24 protein-coding genes and 1 pseudogene are annotated in these 22870 nt (G+C 72.1%); 20 read left to right on the top strand and 5 right to left on the bottom strand.

Translation table 11 applies throughout. The features are described 5' to 3' along the window. Positions 1 to 24: 24 nt before the first annotated feature. Positions 25 to 669, bottom strand: a complete 645-nt coding sequence (locus ACIRJP_RS28175; RefSeq protein ID WP_404179780.1) for a response regulator — start codon at positions 667 to 669, stop codon at positions 25 to 27. Beyond that, positions 666 to 1874, bottom strand: a complete 1209-nt coding sequence (locus ACIRJP_RS28170; RefSeq protein WP_404179777.1) for a sensor histidine kinase — start codon at positions 1872 to 1874, stop codon at positions 666 to 668. The genes ACIRJP_RS28175 and ACIRJP_RS28170 overlap by 4 nt, the downstream gene beginning before the upstream one ends. 110 nt (positions 1875 to 1984) lie before the next feature. On the opposite strand from ACIRJP_RS28170, the gene ACIRJP_RS28165 reads away from it, so the two are divergent. Next, positions 1985 to 3079: an ABC transporter permease gene (locus ACIRJP_RS28165; RefSeq protein ID WP_404179774.1), complete on the top strand. Its 1095-nt coding sequence runs from the start codon at positions 1985 to 1987 to the stop codon at positions 3077 to 3079. Then, positions 3076 to 3756, top strand: coding sequence for an ABC transporter ATP-binding protein (locus tag ACIRJP_RS28160; protein WP_376424974.1), 681 nt, complete (start codon positions 3076 to 3078; stop codon positions 3754 to 3756). Before ACIRJP_RS28165 ends, ACIRJP_RS28160 begins: the two co-directional genes overlap by 4 nt. A 65-nt stretch (positions 3757 to 3821) precedes the next feature. On the opposite strand, the gene ACIRJP_RS28155 is transcribed toward ACIRJP_RS28160, so the two are convergent. After that, positions 3822 to 4622 carry an IclR family transcriptional regulator gene (locus ACIRJP_RS28155; RefSeq protein WP_351252794.1) on the bottom strand — a complete coding sequence of 267 codons (801 nt, stop codon included), beginning with the start codon at positions 4620 to 4622 and terminating at the stop codon, positions 3822 to 3824. Positions 4623 to 4984: 362 nt separating this feature from the next. On the opposite strand from ACIRJP_RS28155, the gene allB reads away from it, so the two are divergent. The 3 genes and pseudogenes from allB to ACIRJP_RS28140 all read left to right on the top strand — a co-directional run bounded on the left by allB (position 4985) and on the right by ACIRJP_RS28140 (position 7140). After that, positions 4985 to 6328, top strand: a complete 1344-nt coding sequence (gene allB, locus ACIRJP_RS28150) for an allantoinase AllB (protein WP_404179770.1) — start codon at positions 4985 to 4987, stop codon at positions 6326 to 6328. 135 nt (positions 6329 to 6463) lie between these two features. Continuing rightward, positions 6464 to 6711: pseudogene (locus ACIRJP_RS28145) on the top strand (allantoicase); the annotation flags it as partial. 99 nt (positions 6712 to 6810) lie between these two features. Next, complete coding sequence (locus tag ACIRJP_RS28140) at positions 6811 to 7140, top strand: putative quinol monooxygenase (RefSeq protein ID WP_266728648.1); 330 nt, start codon at positions 6811 to 6813, stop codon at positions 7138 to 7140. Positions 7141 to 7170: 30 nt separating this feature from the next. Here the strand turns inward: ACIRJP_RS28140 and ACIRJP_RS28135 are convergent, their stop codons facing one another. Beyond that, positions 7171 to 7920 (bottom strand): SDR family NAD(P)-dependent oxidoreductase, encoded by a 750-nt coding sequence (locus tag ACIRJP_RS28135; protein ID WP_404179767.1) that lies wholly within the window; start codon positions 7918 to 7920, stop codon positions 7171 to 7173. Between the two features lie 126 nt (positions 7921 to 8046). Between ACIRJP_RS28135 and ACIRJP_RS28130 the strand changes: the two genes are divergently transcribed. From ACIRJP_RS28130 to ACIRJP_RS28100, 7 genes are all read left to right on the top strand, one after another. Then, positions 8047 to 8274: a dihydrofolate reductase family protein gene (locus tag ACIRJP_RS28130; RefSeq protein WP_404179764.1), complete on the top strand. Its 228-nt coding sequence runs from the start codon at positions 8047 to 8049 to the stop codon at positions 8272 to 8274. Positions 8275 to 8292: 18 nt separating this feature from the next. Next, entirely contained in the window at positions 8293 to 8448 is a 156-nt protein-coding gene (locus ACIRJP_RS28125) for a hypothetical protein (protein ID WP_404179762.1), read from the top strand. Positions 8449 to 8554: 106 nt separating this feature from the next. Continuing rightward, on the top strand, positions 8555 to 9478 hold the full coding sequence (locus tag ACIRJP_RS28120; protein ID WP_404179759.1) for a DMT family transporter: 924 nt from the start codon (positions 8555 to 8557) through the stop codon (positions 9476 to 9478). Positions 9479 to 9609: 131 nt separating this feature from the next. Next, positions 9610 to 10827, top strand: coding sequence for a sensor histidine kinase (locus ACIRJP_RS28115; protein WP_404179756.1), 1218 nt, complete (start codon positions 9610 to 9612; stop codon positions 10825 to 10827). Positions 10828 to 10889: 62 nt separating this feature from the next. Beyond that, entirely contained in the window at positions 10890 to 11624 is a 735-nt protein-coding gene (locus ACIRJP_RS28110; RefSeq protein WP_404179753.1) for a response regulator, read from the top strand. A gap of 63 nt (positions 11625 to 11687) precedes the next feature. Then, the gene (locus tag ACIRJP_RS28105; RefSeq protein ID WP_404179750.1) at positions 11688 to 12884 is read left to right on the top strand and encodes a cytochrome P450; all 1197 of its coding nucleotides are present in this window, start codon (positions 11688 to 11690) and stop codon (positions 12882 to 12884) included. Between the two features lie 16 nt (positions 12885 to 12900). Beyond that, positions 12901 to 13323, top strand: coding sequence for a PaaI family thioesterase (locus ACIRJP_RS28100; RefSeq protein WP_376317205.1), 423 nt, complete (start codon positions 12901 to 12903; stop codon positions 13321 to 13323). 10 nt (positions 13324 to 13333) lie between these two features. Here the strand turns inward: ACIRJP_RS28100 and ACIRJP_RS28095 are convergent, their stop codons facing one another. Further along, on the bottom strand, positions 13334 to 14356 hold the full coding sequence (locus tag ACIRJP_RS28095; RefSeq protein WP_404179746.1) for a Gfo/Idh/MocA family oxidoreductase: 1023 nt from the start codon (positions 14354 to 14356) through the stop codon (positions 13334 to 13336). Positions 14357 to 14493: 137 nt separating this feature from the next. Between ACIRJP_RS28095 and ACIRJP_RS28090 the strand changes: the two genes are divergently transcribed. The 8 genes from ACIRJP_RS28090 (at position 14494) to ACIRJP_RS28055 (ending at position 22868) form a co-directional block, all read left to right on the top strand. Beyond that, positions 14494 to 15252: a GntR family transcriptional regulator gene (locus tag ACIRJP_RS28090; protein ID WP_404179743.1), complete on the top strand. Its 759-nt coding sequence runs from the start codon at positions 14494 to 14496 to the stop codon at positions 15250 to 15252. A gap of 94 nt (positions 15253 to 15346) precedes the next feature. Further along, positions 15347 to 16351, top strand: a complete 1005-nt coding sequence (locus ACIRJP_RS28085) for a sugar ABC transporter substrate-binding protein (protein ID WP_404179740.1) — start codon at positions 15347 to 15349, stop codon at positions 16349 to 16351. A gap of 194 nt (positions 16352 to 16545) precedes the next feature. Further along, the gene (locus tag ACIRJP_RS28080) at positions 16546 to 17529 is read left to right on the top strand and encodes a sugar ABC transporter substrate-binding protein (RefSeq protein WP_404179737.1); all 984 of its coding nucleotides are present in this window, start codon (positions 16546 to 16548) and stop codon (positions 17527 to 17529) included. Then, on the top strand, positions 17526 to 18578 hold the full coding sequence (locus ACIRJP_RS28075; protein ID WP_404179734.1) for an ABC transporter permease: 1053 nt from the start codon (positions 17526 to 17528) through the stop codon (positions 18576 to 18578). The genes ACIRJP_RS28080 and ACIRJP_RS28075 overlap by 4 nt, the downstream gene beginning before the upstream one ends. Beyond that, the gene (locus ACIRJP_RS28070; protein ID WP_404179731.1) at positions 18575 to 19435 is read left to right on the top strand and encodes an ATP-binding cassette domain-containing protein; all 861 of its coding nucleotides are present in this window, start codon (positions 18575 to 18577) and stop codon (positions 19433 to 19435) included. Before ACIRJP_RS28075 ends, ACIRJP_RS28070 begins: the two co-directional genes overlap by 4 nt. Before the next feature lie 133 nt (positions 19436 to 19568). Then, positions 19569 to 20732: an ROK family glucokinase gene (locus tag ACIRJP_RS28065; RefSeq protein WP_351252811.1), complete on the top strand. Its 1164-nt coding sequence runs from the start codon at positions 19569 to 19571 to the stop codon at positions 20730 to 20732. Between the two features lie 14 nt (positions 20733 to 20746). Continuing rightward, positions 20747 to 21337, top strand: coding sequence for a hypothetical protein (locus tag ACIRJP_RS28060; RefSeq protein ID WP_404179728.1), 591 nt, complete (start codon positions 20747 to 20749; stop codon positions 21335 to 21337). Between the two features lie 349 nt (positions 21338 to 21686). Beyond that, positions 21687 to 22868 (top strand): amidohydrolase, encoded by a 1182-nt coding sequence (locus ACIRJP_RS28055; RefSeq protein ID WP_404179725.1) that lies wholly within the window; start codon positions 21687 to 21689, stop codon positions 22866 to 22868. The last annotated feature ends 2 nt before the right edge of the window (positions 22869 to 22870 follow it).

Below are 22870 nucleotides of genomic sequence, written 5' to 3'. Positions count from 1 at the left end.
GCGACAGGACGGCGGGCGGCGCGGTCAGCGGCGGATGAGCCTGCGGGTCGTCGCCGCCGCGACGGCCGAGGTGCGGGAGTCCACGCCGAGCTTGGCGTAGATGTGTACCAGGTGGGACTTCACCGTCGCCTGGCTGAGGAAGAGCCGCTTGCTGATCTGCAGGTTCGACAGCCCCTCGCCGACCAGTTGGAGGACCTCCAGCTCGCGCTTGGTGAGGGCCTCCGCGGGGGTCCGCATGCGGTCCATCAGACGGTGGGCGACGGCCGGTGCCAGCGCCGAGCGGCCCGCCGCCGCGGTGCGTACCGCCGCCGCCAGCTCCTCCGGCGGGGCGTCCTTGAGCAGATAGCCGGCGGCGCCGGCTTCGACGGCGGCCAGGATGTCGGCGTCCGAGTCGTACGTGGTGAGGATCAGGACGCGGGGCGCGCCCGGTTGCGCCGTGATGGCCGCGGTGGCCTGCGAGCCGTGCATGCCCGGCCCGAACTGGAGGTCCATGAGGACGACGTCGAACTCACCGGTCGCTGCGAGCTCGACGGCCCGCTCGGCCGTGGCCGCCTCGGCGACCACCCGGAAACCGGGTTCGGAGTCGAGCACGGCGCGCAGCCCCGCCCGTACCACCGGGTGGTCGTCGGCGAGCAGCAGCCTGATGGGGGTGTCGGCGGGGGTGGTCATGCGGCTTCCTGTCCTGGCCGGCCGTCGGGGATCGGGAGCGGAAGGGTCAGGGCGACGGCCGCGCCCTGACCGGGGGCCGACTCGACACTGAGCGTGCCGCCCAGCGAGCGGGCCCGCGCACGCATCGCGGGAAGCCCGAAGCCCCCGGTGTCCTGGTCCGCGACGACCGGACCGAGCCCCGGGGTGAACCCCCGGCCGTCGTCGACGACGTCCAGCGACACCGAGGTGTCCATGAAGCTGAGGGTGATCTCCGCACGCCCGGCCCCGGCGTGCCGCACCGTGTTGGCCAGCGCCGACTGGGCGGTACGCAGCAGCGCCACCTCGTACGGAGTGGGCAGCTCCACCGGCGTGCCGCTCACCGCGAACTGCACGGTGAGGCCGGGGCCGGTGGTGCGGGACGAGAGGCGTTCCAGGGCGGCCGCCAGGGAGCCGTTCTCCAGGTCCGGCGGCGACAGGGCGCGGACGAAGCGGCGGGCCTCGGCCAGGTTGTCCTGGGCGGCCTCCCGGGCCCGGCGGACATGCGCGGTGGCGGGGGCGTCGGCGGCCAGGGTCCGTTCGGCGGCGCGCAGCAGCAGCTGGATGCTGGACAGGCCTTGGGCGAGGGTGTCGTGGATCTCGCGGGCCAGCCGCTCGCGCTCGGCGAGCGTGCCCGCGGTGCGTTCCGCCTCGGCCAGCTCCGCCCGGGTCGACATCAGCTCCTCGATGAGTTCCCGGCGCCGTTCGCTCTCCCGGAACAGAGCCTCGTACCCGAGGACCGTGGCGACCGCGACGGCCGCCCCGAGCAGCGGTCCGATGAAGGTGCCCGGTGTGACGGGCTCGCCGTGCAGCACGAAGCAGGCGATGGCGGCGGCCGCGGTGACCGCGACGGCCGGCAGGGCCCAGCGGGTCGGCAGCAGGTGCAGCTGCAGGAAGTAGAGCGGGAAGGCCACCCACAGGGCCTCCGGCGACAGGACGAGCAGCGCCAGCCACACGGATCCCAGTGCCGCCAGCCACAGCGCACCCGCGCGGGTGCCGGGCTGTACGGCGGGGGCGAGCGCGCCCGCCGCGTAGACGGCGGCCATCAGGCAGCTGACCGTGACGACCGCCGTGGCGTGGGTGCCGTCGCTGACGGCCCGTACTGCCGCGAGTGCGAGCAGACCGACCAGCAGCGCGTGCAGACACAGCCGCAGTGCGGCGGCGACCGGGGGATGGGTACGGGAATCCATGACCCGTCCAGCGTAGACGGGGGGTGCCGGGGGCCGGTCAATCGAAAGGTTGATGTCGGGCCCCACCGCCGAGCGATGTTTCCGGGCGCCCAAAGGCCGAGGCTTGGAGCATGTTCGTCGCATGGAGAGATCTCCGGTTCGCCAAGGGCCGGTTCGCGCTCATGGGCACGGTCGTGGTGCTGATCACGCTGCTCGTGGGTCTGTTGTCCGGCCTCACCGCCGGTCTGGCCCGGGAGAACACCTCGGCCATCACCGGGCTGAACGCCGACCACCTCGCGTTCGCCGCCCCACCCGAGGACCGGTCCGTGTCCTTCACCGACTCGGTCGTGAAGGAGAGCGCCTGGCGGAGCTGGGCGGAGCGGCCCGGGGTGAGCGGCGCGGAGCCGCTCGGCATCCGCACCCTCAACGCCGTCGCCGGCCAGGGGGAGCGCACGGCCGCGGTGTCGGCGTTCGGTGTCCGGCCGGACGGGGACCTGGCGCCCACCGGTGGTGCCCGGGTCGGCCCGGGGAAGGTGGTGCTGTCCGAGCAGGCCGCCGACGACCTGGCGGCCGGGGCCGGTGACCGGCTGCGGCTCGGCTCCACCGAGGTCACCGTCGCGGCCGTCGCGGGGGACGCCTCGTACAGCCACACCCCGGTCGTGTGGACCTCGCTCGACGACTGGCAGCGGTTCGGCGGCGACGGCGACAGCGGGGCGCGGCATGCCACGGTGATCGCCCTGACCGCCACCGGCGGCGCCGATCTCGGCGCGGGCGACAAGGCGGCCGGCACCAGCACGCTCACCCTCGCCGACTCCCTCACCGCCATCGGCTCCTACCAGGCCGAGAACGGTTCGCTCCAGCTGATGCGCGGCTTCCTCTTCGCCATCTCCGCTCTGGTCATCGGCGCCTTCTTCACCGTCTGGACGATCCAGCGCAGCGGCGACGTCGCCGTGCTCAAGGCGCTCGGCGCCTCCACCCGGTACCTGCTGCGCGACGCGCTCGGGCAGGCCGTCGTGATGCTCGCCATCGGGACCGGCGTGGGCACCGCACTCGCCTCCGGCATCGGCGTGCTGATCAGCGGCGGGGCCGTGCCGTTCGTACTCGACGCGGCGACCGTCCTGGTCCCGGCGGCCATCATGATCGTCCTCGGTGCCCTCGGGGCGGCCCTGTCCATCCGGCGGATCACCGCCGTCGACCCGCTCACCGCACTCGGGAGTGCCCGATGACCCTCACCCTCGCCGACGTCACCCTCACCTACCCCGACGGCGACACCCGGCTCACCGCTCTCGACCGGATCTCGCTGGACGTGCCCGCCGGTTCGCTCACCGCGGTCGTGGGACCGTCCGGCTCCGGCAAGTCCAGCCTGCTCGCCGTGGCCGCGACCCTGGTCACCCCGGACACCGGCCGGGTGGTCGTCGCCGGTACGGACACCGCCGGGCTCGGCCGTGCGGATCAGGCGCGGTTGCGGCGCGAGCACATCGGCATCGTCTTCCAGCAGCCCAATCTGCTGCCCTCGCTCACGGCGGCCGAGCAGCTCCAGGTGATGACCCACCTCTCGGGCGGTCAGGTCCGCGCGGCGCGCGGCCGGGCACTGGAACTGCTGGACGCGGTCGGCCTGGCCGACCAGGCCGGACGCAGGCCCCACCAGCTGTCGGGCGGCCAGCGGCAGAGGATCAACATCGCACGGGCCCTGATGAACGACCCGGCGGTGCTGCTGGTCGACGAACCGACCAGCGCGCTCGACCATGAGCGGGGCGCGGCGGTGCTGGACCTGCTGGTCACGCTGACCCGGGAGCGGTCGACGGCGACGGTGCTGGTCACGCACGACCTGGCCCACCTGGACAAGGCGGACCGCACGGTCCGGATGGACGACGGCCGCCTGACGGTGCCGGAACCGGCCTGAGAGACAGGGGGACATACGGGGAGGGGGTGGCCGCCGGCCACCCCCTCCCCGTATGTCCCCCTGTCTCAGCCGGTGGAACCGCTGCTCGCCAGCGCGTCGGAGAGCTCCTTGGCGGCCTGCTGGAGGATCGGCACGATTCGTTCCGTCGCGGTGTCCGTCACCCGGCCCGCCGGACCGGAGATGGAGATCGCGGCCGAGGTGGGCGAGTTCGGTACCGAGACCGCCAGGCAGCGCACCCCGATCTCCTGCTCGTTGTCGTCGACCGCGTAGCCGACCCGGCGGACCTGCTCCAGCGCGTCGAGGAAGCCGTCGGGGGTGGTGATCGTCTTCTCGGTGGCGGCCGGCATGCCGGTACGGGCGAGCAGGGCCCGCACCTCCTCCGGCGGCGTGTGCGCCAGCAGCGCCTTGCCCACCCCGGTGGAGTGGGGGAGCACTCGACGGCCGACCTCGGTGAACATGCGCATCGAGTGCTTGGACGGCACCTGCGCCACGTACACGATCTCGTCGCCGTCGAGCAGCGCCATGTTCGCGGTCTCGCCGGTCTCCTCGACCAGCCGCGCGAGGTACGGGCGGGCCCAGGTGCCCAGGAGCCGGGAGGCGGACTCGCCGAGGCGGATCAGCCGGGGGCCCAGCGCGTAGCGGCGGTTGGGCTGCTGGCGGACGTATCCGCAGAGCACCAGCGTGCGCATCAGGCGGTGAATGGTGGGCAGGGGGAGTCCGCTGCTGGCGGAGAGTTCGCTCAGCCCGACCTCACCCCCCGCGTCCGCCATCCGCTCCAGCAGATCGAAGGCGCGCTCAAGGGACTGCACACCACCGCTGGTAGCGGCGGGCTTGGAGTCGGATGTGCTGGCGTGGGACGGCGGCACGTCAACGTTCCTTTCGAGGCGGAAGAGCGGGTGCCCCGCCCGGCGAGGCACCCAGCAGCCTACCGGGCGGTTCCCGATCGGCCCACTGCTCCGGGTACGCCGTCCTGGCCGGTCAGAGCCCGTTTGTCCTGGTGTCGGCAGGCGGCGGGGCAGTTCTTCGGGCCGGCGCTGGTCCTATGTTACATTCCGCTCTCCGAAAAGAGACTTCTACTTTGTGGAAATCTCCAGTTGTGGGCACTGCCTGGCCCGGCGGCCGCCCGGCGGGGGAAAGTGGGTCTTGACGGGCCCGAATCCCGAGTGAAGACTCCTTCAACAGTTCGTTGAATTCGTCAGCGTTCGAAAGTCCGAAGTGAGGAGCACGGGTGTCCGGTGCGGACGTGAAACTGGTACTGCGCTCGACGCGTGTGGTCACCCCGGACGGAACACGCGCCGCGGCGGTCGCCGTCGCCGACGGGAGGATCGACGCCGTCCTGCCGTACGACGCCGAGGTGCCGGCCGGCGCCCGGCTGGAGGACTTCGGCGACGACGTCATGCTCCCCGGGATCGTCGACACGCATGTCCATGTGAACGACCCGGGACGCACGGAGTGGGAGGGCTTCTGGACCGCCACCCGCGCGGCGGCGGCGGGCGGCATCACCACCCTGCTGGACATGCCGCTCAACTCCCTCCCGCCGACCACCACCGTCGATCACCTGCGCACCAAGCAGCGGGTGGCCGCACCCAAGGCGCACATCGACACCGGTTTCTGGGGTGGCGCGATCCCGGCCAACGTCAAGGACCTGCGACCGATGTACGAGGCCGGGGTGTTCGGCTTCAAGTGCTTCCTCTCGCCCTCCGGCGTCGAGGAGTTCCCGGAGCTCGACCAGGAGCAGCTGGCCCGGTCCATGGCCGAGATCGCCGGCTTCGGCGGACTGCTGATCGTGCACGCCGAGGACCCGCACCACCTGGCCGACGCCCCGCAGCGCGGCGGGCCCGCGTACGCCGACTTCCTCGCCTCCCGGCCCCGCGACGCCGAGAACACCGCGATCGAGGGACTGATCGCGCACGCCAGGCGGCTCGGTGCTCGCGTCCACGTCCTGCACCTGTCCTCCAGCGACGCCCTGGCGATGATCGCGGCGGCGAAGCGTGAAGGCGTACGGATCTCGGTGGAGTCCTGCCCGCACTTCCTCACCCTCACCGCCGAGGAGGTCCCGGACGGCGCCACGGAGTTCAAGTGCTGCCCGCCGATCCGCGAGGCGGCCAACCAGGACGCGCTGTGGGAGGGGCTGGCCGACGGGACGATCGACTGCATCGTCTCCGACCACTCGCCGTGCACCACCGACCTCAAGACGCCTGACTTCGGCACGGCCTGGGGCGGGATCTCCTCCCTCCAGCTCGGGCTGCCCGCCATCTGGACCGCGGCCCGCAAGCGCGGCCACTCGCTCGACGACGTCGTCCGCTGGATGTCCGCCGCCCCCGCCGAGCTGGCCGGACTGACCCGGAAGGGTGCCATCGAGGCCGGCCGGGACGCGGACTTCGCGGTGCTCGCCCCGGACGACACGTTCACCGTCGACCCCGCCGAGCTCTACCACCGCAACCAGGTCACCGCGTACGCCGGCAAGACCCTGCACGGCGTCGTGAAGTCGACCTGGCTGCGCGGGGTGCGGATCGCGGCCGAGGGCACCGTCGGCGAGCCCACCGGCCGACTCCTGGAAAGGAACCAGTGACCATGACGGAGACAGTCCGCTTCACCGGTGACGCGAACCCGTACGGCGGCGGCGACCCGTACGCCGACTACCGCACCGCCGACTTCCCTTCGCCGGCCTCGTCGACCTCGCCGACCGGCGGCTCGGCGCGGGCGTGCCTACCTGAAGGGCAACTCGGCGGGCTGGGCGAGTCTCTTCGCCCGGGACGGCGAGAGCGGCGAGTGGACCGAGGTGCTGCCCCGGACCCGGCTGCAGCCCGACACCGACCACCGCTTCGTCCTGCCACGCACATCCGGATCGACATCTTCCCGGACGGCGGGATCTCCCGGCTCCGGTTCTTCGGATCGCCGACCGAGGAGGGCGCCGCGCGGCTGGCCGCCCGCCACCGCGAACTGGGCGGCTGAGGGCTGGCCCGGGCCGGGATCCTTCGTCCTGGCCCGGGACCGGCGCCATCCGGGTGTGCCCGATGGGTCCGCTTCCGGGGCTTGTGCGACCCTTGTCGCATGATCTTCATCGCCGTCAAGTTCACCGTCCGCAGCGAAGAGCGCGACAACTGGCTCCCGGCCGTCGAGCCCTTCACCCTCGCCACCCGGCAGGAGCCGGGCAATGTGTTCTTCGAGTGGTCGTACAGCGTCGAGAACCCCGACCAGTTCGTCCTGCTGGAGGCCTTCGCCTCCCCGGAGGCCGGTGCGGCCCATGTGAAGTCCGAGCACTTCGCGGCAGCCATGGACCTGATGGCGGACCTCGTGGCCGAGACGCCGGAGATCATCAACGTGGAGGTGCCGGGCGAGGGCTGGTCCCGGATGGCGGAGGTCACCCCGCGCTCGCGGTGACGCCGCACACTTGCGATGGGGCGGGAGCGGTCAGGCCGCGTGGCCGCCGTCCACCGTCAGCTCGGTGCCGGTGATGTACGCCGCCTCGCCACCGGCCAGGTAGGCGACGAGGGAAGCCACTTCGTCCGTCGTGCCGAAGCGGTCCAGGGCGGTCGCGGAGCGCTGGCCGGCGGCGAACGGGCCGTCGGCCGGGTTGAGATCCGTGTCGACCGGACCGGGCTGCACCAGATTGACCGTGATGCCGCGCGGGCCGAGCTCGCGGGCCAGCGGCTTGGTGAGACCGGCCAGTGCCGACTTGCTCATCGCGTAGAGGGTGGAGCCGGGACCGCCCGCGTGCCGGCTCAGGGCCGTACCGATGGAGACGATGCGGCCACCGCGCTCCATCAGCCCCGCCGCCGCGCGGCAGGCCAGGAACACCGCCCGCACGTTCACCGCCAGCACCCGGTCCACGTCGGCCGGGGTGAGAGTGCCGATCGGGCCGAGCACGCCGATGCCCGCGTTGTTGACCAGGATGTCCAGCCGGCCGAGCGCGTCCGCGGCCCCGGCCACGGCCGCCGGGACCGCCTCCGGGTCGGCCGAGTCCATGCGCAGGGCGACGCCCCGCCGGCCGTACGAGCGGATCCGAGCCACGACCTCGTGGGCGGCCGCCTCGTCCTGTACGTACGTCAGCGCCACGTCGACGCCCTCCCGGGCGAGCCGCAGGGCGGTCGCGGCGCCTATCCCGCGGCTGCCACCGGTGACGAGCGCGGTGCGGGTCGTGCCTGTGATGGTGCTGGTCATGATGGGTTCCTCGCTGGTCGGTGATGTCTCGGCCGTTGCTTCGACATGGACCAGGAAAGTCCTTCCGCGCGGCTGCCACCGGCGGGAATCGGACGACTGCCCCGGGCGCCGTCCATGGCCCGACCGATGAGTTCCGGGGTGGCACTGGTCGCGAGCAGCCTCAACGCCCTCCCCGAGTACGTCGTGTCGACCACCCTGGACAAGCCCGAGTGGCACAACACGACCGTCATCTCCGCGGACGTCGCCGAGGAGATCGCCCGCCTCAAGGAGCGCACGGAGGGCGGCGAGCTCCAGATCCACGGCAGCGGCGCACTCGCCCGTTCCCTCATGGCGCACGGCCTGATCGACGAGTAGAACCTGCTGCACTTCCCGGTGGTGCTGGGCAGTGGCGCCCGCCTCTTCCCGGAGGTCGGGCAGCGCAGCGCCTTCGAGCGGACCGAGGCGCGGGAGACCCCGAGCGGAATCTCGATCCACACCCACCGGCCCACAGGCCGGGCGCGGTTCGGCACCTTCCCGCTCGATGACTGAGAGGGCTGTCGTGGGCGGGGCGACGCCGGTACGGTGATCGTTGAGCGTGTGAGCCGTCGAGGTCTCCACATCGTTCCCGCCGTGGAGAACCAGGAGAAACAGCCAGGTGTCCTCGATCACCGTGCCCACTCTCGCCCCGTCGCGCCGCGCCTGGCTCACCGATCTGCCCGTGCTGCTCGTCGCCGTCGTCTGGGGTTCGAGCTACCTGGCGGCCAAGGGCATCACCACCGCCCAGACGGTCCTGGCCGTGCTCGTGCTGCGGTTCGCCGTCGTACTGCCCGTGCTGGCCGTGGCCGGCCGGCGCAGGCTGCGGGCGCTCGGCGCGGCGCAGTGGCGGGGCGCCGGCCTGCTCGGGCTCGTCCTCAGCGCGATCTTCCTCGTGGAGACGTACGGCGTCGTGCACACCTCGGCGACCAACGCGGGGCTCATCATCAGCCTCACGATGATCTTCACCCCGCTCGCCGAGGCCGCCGTGACATGTGTCCGTCCGCCCAGGGCCTTTCTCGCCGCCGCGGCGCTCTCGGTCGCCGGAGTGGTGCTGCTGACCCAGGGCGGCGGATTCACCAGCCCCTCGGCCGGCGATCTGCTGATGCTGGTGGCCGCCCTCGCCCGCACCGTGCACGTGCTGCTGATGGCCCGCATCAAGTCGGTGCAGGGCGCCGACTCGCTCTCGCTCACCACGGTCCAGCTCGGCAGCGCGGTCGCCGTCTTCGCTCTGCTCGCGGCCGTGCCCGGTACCGGGGAGGCGCCGTGGACGGTGGCCGCGGGATTCGGCGTCCGGGAATGGGGCGGACTGCTCTTTCTCTCCGTCTTCTGCACGCTCTTCGCCTTCTTCGTGCAGATGTGGTCGGTGCGCCGCACCTCGCCGTCCCGGGTAAGTCTGCTGCTCGGCACGGAACCGCTGTGGGCCGCCGCCGTGGGCATCGCGATCGGCGGCGAGCGGCTCGGCGTGCTCGGCGCGGTGGGCGCGGTGCTCGTCCTGGCCGGCACCGCCTGGGGCCGGCGCGCGGTCACTCCGGCCGCCCCCTGAGCCGGCCGGCGGCCACCGCCGCCGCCTTGCCCGTCGCGCCGTCGGTCCGAAAGTCTCGTCCTTCGCGACTTTGGTCGCCCGGCACGCCCGTACGGCCGGGAACACCCGCCCCACCTGGGTAGTTTTGTGGCATGACGCGTACGGAATACCGCTGGTTGCTGCCGTCGGCCATGGCCGACCCCGAGCTGCCCGGCGACCGCCGCGGCCGCGCGCGACGCACCGTGCGGGACTGGGCCGTCGACCTCACCGCCTTCCTCTGCGCGGCCCTGGTCGGCATGCTCACGGTCGCGACGATCGAGGCCGACCCCACCACCCCGGACGGCGTCCTGTTCGCCGACATCGTGATCGGCACCCTGGCCTGCTGTGCCCTGTGGGTGCGGCGGCGATGGCCGCTGGGCATCGCGGTGGGCCTGGTGCTGGTCGCCGCGGTCGAGCCGGTCGCGGCGGGGGCCATGCTCGTCGCGCTGTTCGGGGTGGCCGTGCACCGCCCGTTCCGGCCCGTGGCGGCCGTCGGGGCGCTCACCCTGGCGCTCGCCCCCGTACAGCCGTATCTGCGTCCCGACCCGGGCACCTCGTTCGTGGAGGCCACGGCCATCGGGGTGCTGCTGCCCCTGCTGGTGATCAGCTGGGGCATGGTCGTACGGTCCAGGCGACAGCTCGTCGTCACCCTGCGCGAACGGGCCCACCGGGCCGAGACCGAGGCGGAGCTCCGCGCCGAGCAGGCGCAGCGGCTCGCCCGCGAGGCCATCGCCCGCGAGATGCACGATGTCCTCGCCCACCGGCTGACCCTGCTCAGCGTCCACGCCGGAGCCCTCGAATTCCGCCCCGACGCCCCGAAGGCCGAGGTGGCCCGCGCGGCCGGGGTCATCCGGGACAGCGCGCACGAGGCGCTCCAGGACCTCCGCGAGATCATCGGAGTCCTGCGCAGCCCGGGCGAAAGCGACGGCGACCGGCCGCAGCCCACCCTCGCCACGCTCGACTCGCTGATCGCCGAGTCCCGGCTGGCCGGAATGGAGGTCACCTTCGACAACCGCGTCGACGACCCCGGCACGGCCCCCGCCGCCACCGGCCGCACCGTCTACCGCATCGCCCAGGAGGCCCTGACCAACGCCCGCAAGCACGCGCCCGGCACCGAGGTCACCGTCACGGTCGCCGGAGCCCCGGGCGAAGGGCTCACCGTCGAGGTGCACAATCCGGCACCCACCGAACCCTTCGAGTGGGTCCCCGGCTCCGGCCAGGGGCTCATCGGCCTCACGGAACGCGCCACCCTGGCCGGGGGCAGCCTCGACCACGGACCGCGCCCGGACGGCGGATTCCGGATCAGCGCCTCGCTGCCGTGGCCGGCCTGACCGTCACGCGTGGTACCGGTCCCCGGCGCGAGCGGTGTCCGGCCCTGGCTACGGTGGTGCCCATGACCACCCCGACCCCGATGGACCCCTCGGCGCAGCCCATCCGGCTGATCGTCGTCGACGACGACCCGCTCGTACGGGCCGGACTCGCCCTCATGCTCGGCGGCGCCGACGACATCGAAATCGTGGGGGAGGGGGCGGACGGCACCGAGGTCGAGGAACTCGTCGGCCGGCTGCGCCCCGACGTGATGCTGATGGACATCCGGATGCCGGGCATGGACGGGCTGACCGCGACCGAGGCGCTGCGGGGCCGCCCCGGTGCCCCGCAGATCATCCTCCTGACGACGTTCCACGCCGACGAACAGGTGCTGCGGGCCATCCGCGCCGGAGCGGCCGGTTTCGTACTGAAGGACACCCCGCCGGCGCAGATCGTCGACGCGGTACGACGGGTGGCGGCGGGTGACCCGGTGCTGTCGCCCGCGGTGACGCGTCAGCTCATGGCCCGCGCGGCCGAGGCCGGGCCCCGGACCGGCCGCGACGACCGGGCGGACCGTGCCGACCGGGCACGGGCACGGATCGCGTCGCTCGCCGAGCGGGAACGCGAGGTGGCGATCGCCGTCGCCCGCGGCCGTTCCAACGCCGAGATCGCCGCGACGCTCTACCTCAGCGTGGCGACCGTGAAGACACAGGTGTCCCGGATCCTGGCCAAATTCCGCTTCAACAACCGCGTCCAGATCGCGCTGTTGGTGCACGACGCCGGGCTGCTCGACGATGACGGCACGGAGCCGGCGGCATAGGGTGAACCGGTCGGTCCGAAGCGATCGACCCGAACGAGCTGTCAGACCGTGAGGGGCGATCCCATGTCCGATGCCAGTGGCCGTGCCGAGGTCGATGTCGATCTGACCGGGATCGCGGACTTCACCGTGAACCCGTATCCGTACTACGAGAAGCTGCGAGCCGCGGGCCCGGTGCACACCGTACGCACCGACGAGTTCGAAAGCGTCTGGCTGGTGGTGGGATACGACGAGGCCCGCGCCACCCTCGCAGACCCGCGGTTCGCCAAGGACTGGCGGGGTCTGCCGGGTGCCCCCACCGAGAGTGACCCCATCTCCTTCAACATGCTGGAGCTGGACGCCCCCCATCACACCCGGCTGCGCAAGCTTGTCGTGCGGGAGTTCACCGCCCGCCGGGTCGAGGCGCTGCGCCCCCGCGTCCAGCAGATCACCGACGGGCTCCTCGACGCCATGGTGCCCGCCGGACGCGCCGATCTCGTCGACGCGCTCGCCTTCCCGCTGCCGATGACCGTGATCTGCGAGCTGATCGGTGTGCCGGACCTGGACCGCGAGGCATTCCGCGGACTCTCCAACGGTGTCATCACCCCCGCCTCGCCGCTCCAGGGGGTCGAAGCGGTGCGCGCCATGAACGAGTACCTGAGCGAACTCATCGAGGACAAGCGGTGCTCGCCCGGCGACGACCTGATGAGCGCCCTGATCCGCACGCGCGACGAGGACGGGGACGCGCTGTCGCCCGACGAACTCGTGGGGATGGCCTTCCTGTTGCTCGTCGCGGGCCATGAGACCACGGTCAACCTGATCACCAATGGCGTACGGGCGCTGCTCGGCCACCCCGCCCAGCTGGCCGCCCTGCGTGCGGACCCGGAGCTGCTGGACGGTGCGGTCGAGGAGATGCTGCGCTACGACGGGCCGGTGGAGACCGCCACGTTCCGCTATACCCGTGAGCAGGTCGAGATCGGGCGTCGGACCATCCCGGCGGGCGCCCCGGTCCTGGTGTCCCTGGCGGGCGCCGACCGGGACCACGGCCGTTACCCGGAACCGGACACCTTCGACATCCGCCGCGACGCCCGGGGCCACCTGGCATTCGGGCACGGCGCCCACTTCTGCCTGGGTGCTCCGCTGGCCCGTATGGAGGGCAGGATCGCGATCCGTACACTGCTGGAGCGCTGCCCCTCCCTCGCTCCGGACGTGGGGGCAGGGGAGTTGGACTGGATCCCCGGGATGCTGATCCGCGGGGTGCGCGGGCTGACCGTCCGCTGGTGAGACAAGGAGCCCCGAAATGAACGGACTCGACCTGGAGCTGGCGCGGAAGGTTCTCGACAGCCAGCCGTTCAGCGGTCTCGTGGGGGCGCGGATCACCGCGTTCGGGGACGGTGCCGCCACCCTGGAAGTGGACATCCGCCCCGAACTCCAGCAGCAGAACGGCTTTCTGCACGGCGGGGTCCTGGCCTACGCGGCCGACAACGCGATCACCTTCGCCGCCGGCACGACGCTCGGCCCGGCCGTGCTGACCGGTGGCTTCTCCATCCAGTACGTCCGGCCCGCCACCGGCAGCACACTCGTCGCCGACGCCGAAGTGGTGCACACCGGCCGCCGCCAGGCGGTGGTCCGCTGCGAGCTGTTCGCGGCAGGGGAGGACGGGGAGCGGACGCTCTGCGCGGTCGCGCAGGGGACCGTGCTGTCGGCCGCCCCGTCCTCCTGAACCCGGGGCCTCAGGGGGCGGGCCGCGCCGCGCCGTCGGCGATCTCCGCGATCGCCACGGGGCGCCGCTCCCGGCGGGACACCTCGCACGCCTCCGCGATCAGCAGCGCGAACCACGCCTCCCGGCCGTCGCACGGATTGGGCCGCTCGCCCCGAACCACCCTTACGAACACGTCCAGTTCGGCCTCGTACGCCGGGGCGAACCGCTCCAGGAAGCCGGGCCACGGGGAGGAAGGCGCCGGGGGGCCCTGCGGTTCGGCCGAGGTGACCGGGGTGCGGTCGTCCAGGCCGACCGTGATCTGGTCCAGCTCGCCCGCCAGTTCCATCCGTACGTCGTAACCGGCGCCGTTGCAGCGGGTGGCCGCCGCCGTGGCCAGGGTGCCGTCATCGAGGGTCAGCAGGACGGCCGCCGTGTCCACGTCGCCGGCCGCCCGGAACATCCCGGGCCCGGCATCCGACCCGGTGGCGTACACCTCCGTCACCTCACGGCCCGTCACCCACCGCAGCATGTCGAAGTCATGGACCAGACAGTCCCGGTACAGCCCCCCGGAGAGCGGGAGATACGCGGCGGGCGGCGGGGCGGGGTCCATCGTCACCGACCGCACGGTGTGCAGCCGGCCCAGCGCACCGGCCCGCACGGCGGTGCGGGCCGCCCGGTACCCCGCGTCGAACCTGCGCATGAAGCCCAGTTGGAGCATGCTCCCGGCCCGATCGACCTCGCTCAGCGCGGCCCGGGTCCCCGGCAGGTCCAGCGCGATCGGCTTCTCGCAGAACGCCGGGAGCCCGGCCCGTGCGGCCCGGCCGATCAGCTCCGCGTGCGCCGAGGTGGCCGAGGCGATCACCACGGCGTCCACCCCCGCGCCGAACACCTCGTCGGCGCTCGGGACCGCCCTCGCGCCGGTGCGGTGCGCCACCTCGGCCGCCCGTGCCCCGTCGGTGTCCGTCACCACCAGGGCGTCCACCTCGGGATGGCGGGCCAGCACGCCCGCGTGGAAGGAACCGATTCGGCCGGTGCCGATGAGTCCGATGTGCATGGACCCAACGTGCCGTCCGCCGAGTGCGCTGTCAACCATATGTCCGGACAAGGTGCCCCTTGTTCGTTGGTCATGCTGTCCGGACAACAGGACGACCGGACTTCCGGAGGTTCTGACGTGGGGGATACCCTCCACGCGTGCCCAAACCCACCACCGACCCGGCCGCGCTCGAACTCGGCGTGGACCGCTCCAGCCCGATCCCGCTCTACTTCCAGCTCGCCCAGCAGCTGGAGGCCGCCATCGAGCAGGGCAGGCTCGCCCCCGGCAGCCTCCTCGGCAACGAGATCGAGCTGGCGGCACGGCTCGGCCTGTCCCGGCCCACGGTCCGCCAGGCCATCCAGTCGCTGGTCGACAAGGGGCTGATGGTGCGCCGTCGCGGCGTCGGCACCCAGGTCGTGCACAGCAGGGTCAGGCGCCCGCTCGAACTGAGCAGCCTCTACGACGACCTGGAGGCCGCGGGCGGGCACCCCACGACCCGCGTCCTGCGCAACACCGTCGAACCCGCCGACGCGGCGGTGGCCGAAGCCCTGGCGGTCGCCGAGGGCAGCGACGTACACCTCGTCGAGCGGCTGCGGTACACGCACGGCGAGCCGCTGGCGCTCCTGCGCAACCACCTGCCGCCCGGGATCGTCGACCTGGACACCGCGCGGCTGGAGGCCACCGGCCTGTACCGGCTGATGCGCGGCGCCGGTATCACCCTGCACAGCGCCCGCCAGACCGTCGGCGCCCGGCTCGCCACCGCCGAGGAGGCGGCCGGGCTCGCCGAGGCGGAGGGGGCCGCCCTGCTGACGATGGAGCGCGTCACCTTCGACGACACCGGACGGGCGGTCGAGTTCGGCTCCCACATCTACCGGGCTTCCCGCTACACCTTCGACTTCCAGCTGCTCGTACGGTGACGACGGCCGCCCCTGCCCCGTTGACGTCCCGTACGCCCACCGCTAGAACTCCTCCAGCCGCAATCGGGCGGCCGGGAGAGAAGGCGGACCCACCATGCGTACCTCTCGCAAGGCAGCAACCCTGATCACCGTCGCGGCCCTCGGGATCGGCATCGCCGTCTCCGGCTGCAGCGGCTCCGGCGGCCGGAGCGCCGAGGAGAACCCCGCGGGCACGAGTGGCGGCGGGGCCGCAGGCACGCCCCGGATGAAGATCGCGATGGTCACGCACTCGGGGGAGGGCGACACCTTCTGGGACATCGTGCAGAGCGGCGCGAAACAGGCGGCGGCCAAGGACAACGCCGAATTCCTCTACTCGGCGAACAAGGAAGGCAAGGAACAGGCCCAGCTCGTCCAGGCCGCCATCGACCAGAAGGTCGACGGGCTGATCGTCACCCTCGCCAAACCGGAAGCCGTCAAGGACGTCGTCGCCAAGGCCGTGAAGGCCGGCATACCCGTCGTGACCATCAACTCGGGCGCGCAGTTCTCGAAGGAGATCGGCGCGCTCGGGCACATCGGGCAGGACGAGAAGGTCGCGGGCGAGGCCGTCGGCGACGAGCTCGGCGCACGGGGCCGCAAGAAGGCGCTCTGCGTCATCCACGAGCAGGGCAACGTGTCGCTGGAGGAGCGCTGCGCCGGGGTGCGCAAGACCTTCGGCGGCAAGGTCGAGAACCTGAACGTCGAAGGCACCGACATGCCGGCCACCACCTCCTCGATCGAGGCGAAGCTCCAGGCCGACAAGGACATCGACGCGGTCGTCACCCTCGGCGCCCCCTTCGCCGCCGCCTCCGTCAAGGCCAAGGACGGCTCCGGCAGCACGGCCGAGATCGACACCTTCGATCTGAACGCCGAGGTCGTCAAACGACTGAAGGCCGACGAGGTCGGCTTCGCCGTGGACCAGCAGCCCTACCTCCAGGGCTACCTCGCCGTCGACGAGCTCTGGCTGAACCGGACCAACGGCAACGTCGTCGGCGGCGGGAAGCCGGTGCTCACCGGTCCGGCGATCGTCACCGCGAAGGACGTGCCGCAGCTGGAGAAGTACACCGCGCGCGGCACCCGGTGAACCTTCCGCGCGCCGTGGCGCCCGACGGACGCCGACACACACCTCCCGCCCCTGCCGGGCGGTGCCGTCGGCCACTCGGGGATACTTGGCCAGCCGGGCCGGGTGTGCACCATCGCCGGCCACTCCAAGCAGCACAGCGAGCAGCACTAGAAGGGCACGGCGTCGTGGCAAGGGTTCGGACAGGGGTACGTGCGATGGGCGCCGTGCTTGCGGCGGTGCTCGGGGCTTCTCTCGTGGGATGCAGCAGCACCGGTGGCAAGCGGGCGGAGGAGCGCGCGGCCCGGGCCGCCGCCGAGGGCCGGGCCGCGGTGGACACACCCCGCTGGACCTTCGCGATGGTCACCCACTCGGGCGACGGCGACACCTTCTGGGACATCGTTCAGCGGGGCGCCGAGCAGGCGGCCGTCAAGGACAACATCAAGTTCCTGTACTCGCACAACGACGAGGCGCAGCAGCAGGCCCAGCTGGTGCAGGCCGCCATCGACCAGAAGGTCGACGGGCTGATCGTCACCCTCGCCAAGCCCGACGCGATGAAGGACGTGGTGACCAAGGCCGTCAAGGCCGGAATCCCGGTGATCACGGTGAACTCGGGCTCCGCGGAGTCCAAGCGGTTCGGCGCACTCACCCACATCGGCCAGGACGAGTCCATCGCGGGCGAGGCGGTCGGCGACGAGCTCAACGCGCGGGGCCGCAGGAAGGCGCTCTGCATCCTGCACGAGCAGGGCAACGTCGGCCACGAGCAGCGCTGCGCCGGAGCGAAGAAGACCTTCGACGGGCAGCTGCAGAACCTCTACGTCGAGGGCACCAACATGCCCGACGTCCAGGCGTCCATCGAGGCGAAGCTCCAGGCCGACAAGGACATCGACGCGGTCGTCACCCTCGGCGCGCCGTTCGCGGACGCCGCTGTCAAGGCGAAGAAGACCGCGGGCAGCAAGGCCGAGATCGACACCTTCGACCTGAACGCCAAGGTCGCCACGGCCCTTCAGGACAAGACCCTCGGCTTCGCCGTCGACCAGCAGCCCTACCTCCAGGGGTACGAGGCGGTCGACCTGCTCTGGCTCCACCGGTACAACGGCAACGTCCTCGGCGGTGGACGCCCGGTCCTCACCGGACCGCAGATCATCACCGCCAAGGACGCCGCCGAACTCGCCCAGTACACGAAGCGGGGGACCCGATGAGCACGACCGTCGGGCCGTCCGCCCCGGCCGGGGCCGACGAGCGGCTGCTGCGCACCTCACCGCTGCGCAGGCTGCTCGGCCGCCCCGAGCTCGGCTCGGTGGTCGGCGCCGCGGCCGTCTTCATCTTCTTCTCGATCGTCGCCGACAGCTTCCTGCGCGCATCCAGCCTGGGCACCGTGCTGTACGCGGCCTCGACGATCGGGATCATGGCCGCGCCGGTGGCGCTGCTGATGATCGGCGGCGAGTTCGACCTCTCCGCCGGTGTGCTGGTCACCAGCTCCGCGCTGATCTCGTCGATGTTCAGCTACCAGATGACGGCCAACGTGTGGGTCGGCGTCTTCGTGTCGCTGCTGGTCACCCTGGCCATCGGGGCGTTCAACGGCTTCATGCTGACCCGCACCAAGCTGCCGAGCTTCATCATCACGCTCGGCACGTTCCTGATGCTGACCGGCCTCAATCTGGGCTTCACCAAGCTGATCAGCGGGACCGTTTCCACCAAGTCCATCGGTGACATGGAGGGCTTCGACTCGGCCCGCAAGGTCTTCGCCTCGCAGTGGACCATCGGCGGCGTCGAGTTCAAGGTCACCATCCTGTGGTGGGCGGTACTCGTCGCGATCGCCACCTGGATCCTGCTCCGTACCCGCTTCGGCAACTGGATCTTCGCCGTCGGCGGCGAGGCCGACGCGGCCCGTGCGGTCGGCGTCCCGGTCGTCCGTACCAAGATCGGCCTCTATCTCGGGGTCGCCTTCGCGGCCTGGGTCTCCGGCCAGCACCTGCTGTTCTCCTTCGACGTGGTGCAGTCCGGCGAGGGCGTCGGCAACGAGCTGATCTACATCATCGCGGCCGTCATCGGCGGCTGTCTGATCACCGGCGGCTACGGCTCCGCGATCGGCTCCGCGGTCGGTGCCTTCATCTTCGGCATGACCAGCAAGGGCATCGTGTACGCGGAGTGGAACCCGGACTGGTTCAAGTTCTTCCTCGGAGCCATGCTGCTCCTGGCCACCCTGCTCAATGCATGGGTACGCAAGCGCGCGGAGGCGACGAAATGACGGCCCCCAAGGCACCGGCCGACCAGGAGGCGCCCCACCGGGCGCTCGTCGAGCTGGACCACGTCAGCAAGTTCTACGGCAACATCAAGGCCCTGACGGACGTCTCGCTGGAGGTCCACGCGGGCGAGATCTCCTGTGTGCTCGGCGACAACGGCGCCGGCAAGTCCACCCTGATCAAGATCATCGCGGGGCTGCACCGGCACGATGCCGGGTCCTTCCTCATCGAGGGCGAGGAGACCACCCTCGCCAACCCGCGCGACGCCCTGGACCGCGGCATCGCCACGGTCTACCAGGACCTGGCCGTCGTCCCCCTGATGCCGGTCTGGCGCAACTTCTTCCTCGGCTCCGAGCCGACCACCGGCGCCGGCCCCTTCAAGCGCCTCGACGTGCGGCTGATGCGCGAGACGACCCGCTCCGAGCTGCTGCGCATGGGGATCGACCTGCGCGACGTGGACCAGCCGATCGGCACCCTGTCCGGTGGTGAGCGCCAGTGCGTCGCCATCGCGCGGGCCGTCTACTTCGGCGCCAAGGTCCTCGTCCTGGACGAGCCCACCGCCGCGCTCGGCGTCAAGCAGTCCGGGGTCGTGCTGAAGTACGTCGCGGCCGCTCGCGACGCCGGTCTGGGCGTGGTTCTCATCACGCACAACCCGCACCACGCGTATCTCGTCGGGGACCGTTTCGTCCTGCTGAAGCGGGGCGCCATGTCCGGCAGCCACACCAAGGCGTCCATCACTCTGGACGAGCTGACCCGCCAGATGGCGGGCGGCAGCGAGCTGGAGGAGCTCAGCCACGAGCTGGAACGGGCCCCCGAACCGACCCACCTCGGCGGCCACCCGGCTCACGGCAAGCACGAGTAGCCCCCGGCCGGCAGCGGCCCCGTGCTCGCCGGTCCGCCGGTCCCGGTGGCCCGGCAGTGGCAGAATCGAGCCCGACGGGCGCAGTCCGCCGCCGGGAGCACCGCCCCCGGCTCCCCCAGACCCCGCAGGGACGATGAGCACGTACCGCGACTTCACGCACCGCGGCTCCGCCCGCGCCACCGTCCTGCGGACCGTGGGCACCCGGGAGCGGCGCTCGCACCTCACGGCCCCGCGGGTACCCACCGTCGGCATCGACATCGGCGGTACGAAGGTGATGGCGGGCGTCGTCGACGCCGACGGCAACATCCTGGAGCAGCTGCGCACCGAGACGCCGGACAAGTCCAAGAGCCCCAAGGTCGTCGAGGACACCATCGTCGAGCTGGTCCTGGACCTCTCCGACCGGCACGACGTGCACGCCGTCGGCATCGGCGCGGCCGGCTGGGTCGACGCTGACCGCTCCAAGGTGCTCTTCGCCCCGCACCTCGCCTGGCGCGACGAACCGCTGCGCGACGCCCTCGCCTCCCGCCTCGTCGTCCCCGTCATGGTCGACAACGACGCCAACACCGCCGCCTGGGCGGAGTGGCGCTTCGGCGCGGGGCGCGGCGAGGACCACCTCGTCATGATCACGCTCGGCACCGGCATCGGCGGCGCGATCCTGGAGGACGGTCAGGTCAAGCGCGGCAAGTACGGCGTCGCCGGTGAGTTCGGCCACATGCAGGTGGTGCCGGGCGGGCACCGCTGCCCCTGCGGGAACCGCGGCTGCTGGGAGCAGTACAGCTCGGGCAACGCCCTGGTCCGCGAGGCCAAGGAGCTGGCCGCCGCGGACTCCCCGGTGGCGCACCAGATCATCGAGCGGGTCAAGGGCAACATCCCCGACATCACCGGCCCTCTCATCACCGAACTGGCCCGCGAGGGCGACGCGATGTGCGTCGAACTGCTCCAGGACATCGGCCAGTGGCTCGGCGTCGGCATCGCCAATCTGGCCGCCGCGCTCGACCCCTCCTGCTTCGTCATCGGGGGCGGTGTCAGCGCCGCCGACGACCTGCTCATCGGCCCCGCCAGGGACGCCTTCAAACGCCATCTCACCGGCCGCGGCTACCGGCCCGAGGCCCGGATCGCCAAGGCCCAGCTGGGACCGGAGGCGGGTATGGTCGGCGCCGCGGACCTCGCCCGGCTGGTGGCCCGCAGATTCCGCCGTACCAACCGCCGCCGGGTCGAGCGGTACGAGCGGTACGCCCAGATCTACGACCAGGCCGCGAGCACCATCCGTAATACCCGCAACACCCGCACCTCCTAGGGATGCCCAGACACATGACCGCAGCCGAGCAGCCCGTCCTGCCGCGTCAGTCCACGCCGCCCGACGACGGCCGGCCGCCGCAGGACCGGCGCCGGGTGATCCGCCGCAGGCTGATCACGGCGACCATCATCGTGCTGCTCATCGGCATCCCGGCCGGCTATCTGCTGATCTCGGCCGGGCAGAGCCGCCGCGCGGGTCAGAACAAGGAGGCCGAGGCCTCCGCGCAGGGGCTCCGGGAGGGCTGGCCGTCCCGGATGCAGCGCCGGATCTTCGAGCTGCCCATGCCCGGCAACTCCCTGGACGTGCAGTACTACGAGACCAACAACTGGAAGGCCAGCCGGCTGTACGTGGAGTTCCGCACCACGTCCGCCGGGCTCGACCGCTTCCTCGGCCGGATGGGCAGCGGGCGCTCCGACCTGGAGCCCGGCAGGGTGACCATCGGCGAACGCGACCGGAAGGTCTCGGGCTGGAAGTTCGACCCCGGGACCGAGTGGGCGGGCACCAGCCACACCAACAAGGACCCGCGCCCCACCCAGGACATCATGGTGAACATGACCGACCCGATGAACCCCGTCGTGTACGTGGTCTCCGCGGCGACCCCCTGAGCGCAGGCCCTGCCCCGGCACGATCCAAACGAGAGGCCCTGGGCCGCGTCACCCGGCGGCTGCCGTCCCGGCCGGCCGTGCGCGGGCGCGCAGCGTCCCCGGCGCCAGGCTGAGCCGGGCCTCGGCCGTCTCGATGGCCACGTCGCCGTAGTCCGGGCCGTCCTGCGGCGCGTCGTCGTTGGCGTACGCCCCCAGCCCGTCGACGGTGACGAGGATGTGCAGGGCCGGCCGACGCCGCTCAGGGGCGACCGGCGCACGGGTGGATCACCGGCTTCGACCTCGACGTCAACGTCTTCGACGGTGATCCCACCGGCACCGTGTTCGCAAACCGGTTCCCCGGACGCTCGTGGTGAGCCCCCGGGCGGTCGAAGTCATCGGGCTCACCGGCCGCGAGACCTTCACCGACGCCTCGTCGGTCGAGGTCGGACCGGACGGCCGCCCGACCGGATACGTGGTCGAGCTCCAGGCGATGGACCTGGTGTTCGCCCACTACCCCGAGGTGCCGGTGGACACCGCCGCCGGGTACGTGCTCGACCAGCTCGACAGCCTCGCGCGCAGCGGGCTGACCGGGCTGCACGCGCTCGACTTCTCCGACCCGTCCGAAGCCGTGTACCGGCACATCGAGGAGGACGGCGAGCTGCCGCTGCGCATCCGCTGCTCCCCGCTGGTGCCGGCCGACTCCGCCCCCGAGGTGTGGCAGGAGATCGCCGACCAGCAGGGAATGCACGGGCGGCGCTGGCACGTCGAGGGCGCGAAGTTCATGCTCGACGGCACGGCGGACAACGGCACGGCGTGGTTCGAGCGGCCTGACACCCACGGGGAGAACCGTGAGCCGCTCTGGCGCGACCTCGACGCCTACCGGGCCGCCATGCGGTTCTTCACCGAACGCGGTATCCCGACCGCGACCCACGCCATCGGTGACCAGGCCGTGCGGTTCGCGCTCGATGTCATCGAGGAGGTCGGCCCGGCCGGCCGCGCCCCCCACCGCATCGAGCACATCGAGTCCGTCCCCGACGACCTCCTCGGACGGTTCGCCGAACTCGATGCCGTGGCGAGCCTCCAGCCCGTGCACGGCACCCGGCACACGCGTGCCGACGCCACGGACAACTGGTCGCGGCGGATCGGACCCGACCGCGTCGCCCACGGCTGGCGCACCCGCGACCTGCTGGACCACGGCGCCGTAGTGGCACTCGGCTCCGACTGGCCGATCGGCCCCGGCGATCCGCGCATCGGTCTCGCCGACTGCCAGCTGCGACGCCCGGTCGAGGAGCCGGACACCGCACCCGTCCAGCCGGGCCAGGCGATCTCCGCCCGCGAGGCCTACACCGGCATGACGGCAGCGGCCGCGTACGCCGCCGGAGCCTCGCACGAGCTCGGCCGGATCGTGCCGGGCCACCTCGCCGACCTCACCGTCTTCGCCGCGAACCCGCTCGGCCTCGCCCCCGACGCACAGCCCGGCAACCCCGTCCTCGCGACGGTCGTCGGTGGGGCGGTGCAGCTCCACCCGAACAGCAAAGAAGGAAACCAGTGACC

It is taken from the genome of Streptomyces sp. NPDC102437 (assembly GCF_044765565.1).
GTDB lineage: Bacteria > Actinomycetota > Actinomycetes > Streptomycetales > Streptomycetaceae > Streptomyces.
The sequence above is the reverse complement of the archived record's forward strand: the minus strand, read 5'-3'. Positions and strand labels throughout refer to the sequence as shown.

Excerpts from the sequence above, each read along its gene's own strand:
- ACIRJP_RS28165 (WP_404179774.1), top strand. The coding sequence starts at position 1,985 with ATGTTCGTCGCATGGAGAGATCTCCGGTTCGCCAAGGGCCGGTTCGCG.
- ACIRJP_RS28175 (WP_404179780.1), bottom strand. The coding sequence starts at position 669 with ATGACCACCCCCGCCGACACCCCCATCAGGCTGCTGCTCGCCGACGAC.
- ACIRJP_RS28170 (WP_404179777.1), bottom strand. The coding sequence starts at position 1,874 with ATGGATTCCCGTACCCATCCCCCGGTCGCCGCCGCACTGCGGCTGTGT.
- ACIRJP_RS28115 (WP_404179756.1), top strand. The coding sequence starts at position 9,610 with ATGACGCGTACGGAATACCGCTGGTTGCTGCCGTCGGCCATGGCCGAC.
- ACIRJP_RS28110 (WP_404179753.1), top strand. The coding sequence starts at position 10,890 with ATGACCACCCCGACCCCGATGGACCCCTCGGCGCAGCCCATCCGGCTG.
- ACIRJP_RS28130 (WP_404179764.1), top strand. The coding sequence starts at position 8,047 with ATGAGTTCCGGGGTGGCACTGGTCGCGAGCAGCCTCAACGCCCTCCCC.
- ACIRJP_RS28100 (WP_376317205.1), top strand. The coding sequence starts at position 12,901 with ATGAACGGACTCGACCTGGAGCTGGCGCGGAAGGTTCTCGACAGCCAG.
- ACIRJP_RS28065 (WP_351252811.1), top strand. The coding sequence starts at position 19,569 with ATGAGCACGTACCGCGACTTCACGCACCGCGGCTCCGCCCGCGCCACC.
- ACIRJP_RS28070 (WP_404179731.1), top strand. The coding sequence starts at position 18,575 with ATGACGGCCCCCAAGGCACCGGCCGACCAGGAGGCGCCCCACCGGGCG.
- ACIRJP_RS28075 (WP_404179734.1), top strand. The coding sequence starts at position 17,526 with ATGAGCACGACCGTCGGGCCGTCCGCCCCGGCCGGGGCCGACGAGCGG.
- ACIRJP_RS28095 (WP_404179746.1), bottom strand. The coding sequence starts at position 14,356 with ATGCACATCGGACTCATCGGCACCGGCCGAATCGGTTCCTTCCACGCG.
- ACIRJP_RS28135 (WP_404179767.1), bottom strand. The coding sequence starts at position 7,920 with ATGACCAGCACCATCACAGGCACGACCCGCACCGCGCTCGTCACCGGT.
- ACIRJP_RS28105 (WP_404179750.1), top strand. The coding sequence starts at position 11,688 with ATGTCCGATGCCAGTGGCCGTGCCGAGGTCGATGTCGATCTGACCGGG.
- ACIRJP_RS28160 (WP_376424974.1), top strand. The coding sequence starts at position 3,076 with ATGACCCTCACCCTCGCCGACGTCACCCTCACCTACCCCGACGGCGAC.
- ACIRJP_RS28080 (WP_404179737.1), top strand. The coding sequence starts at position 16,546 with ATGGGCGCCGTGCTTGCGGCGGTGCTCGGGGCTTCTCTCGTGGGATGC.
- ACIRJP_RS28140 (WP_266728648.1), top strand. The coding sequence starts at position 6,811 with ATGATCTTCATCGCCGTCAAGTTCACCGTCCGCAGCGAAGAGCGCGAC.
- ACIRJP_RS28060 (WP_404179728.1), top strand. The coding sequence starts at position 20,747 with ATGACCGCAGCCGAGCAGCCCGTCCTGCCGCGTCAGTCCACGCCGCCC.
- ACIRJP_RS28085 (WP_404179740.1), top strand. The coding sequence starts at position 15,347 with ATGCGTACCTCTCGCAAGGCAGCAACCCTGATCACCGTCGCGGCCCTC.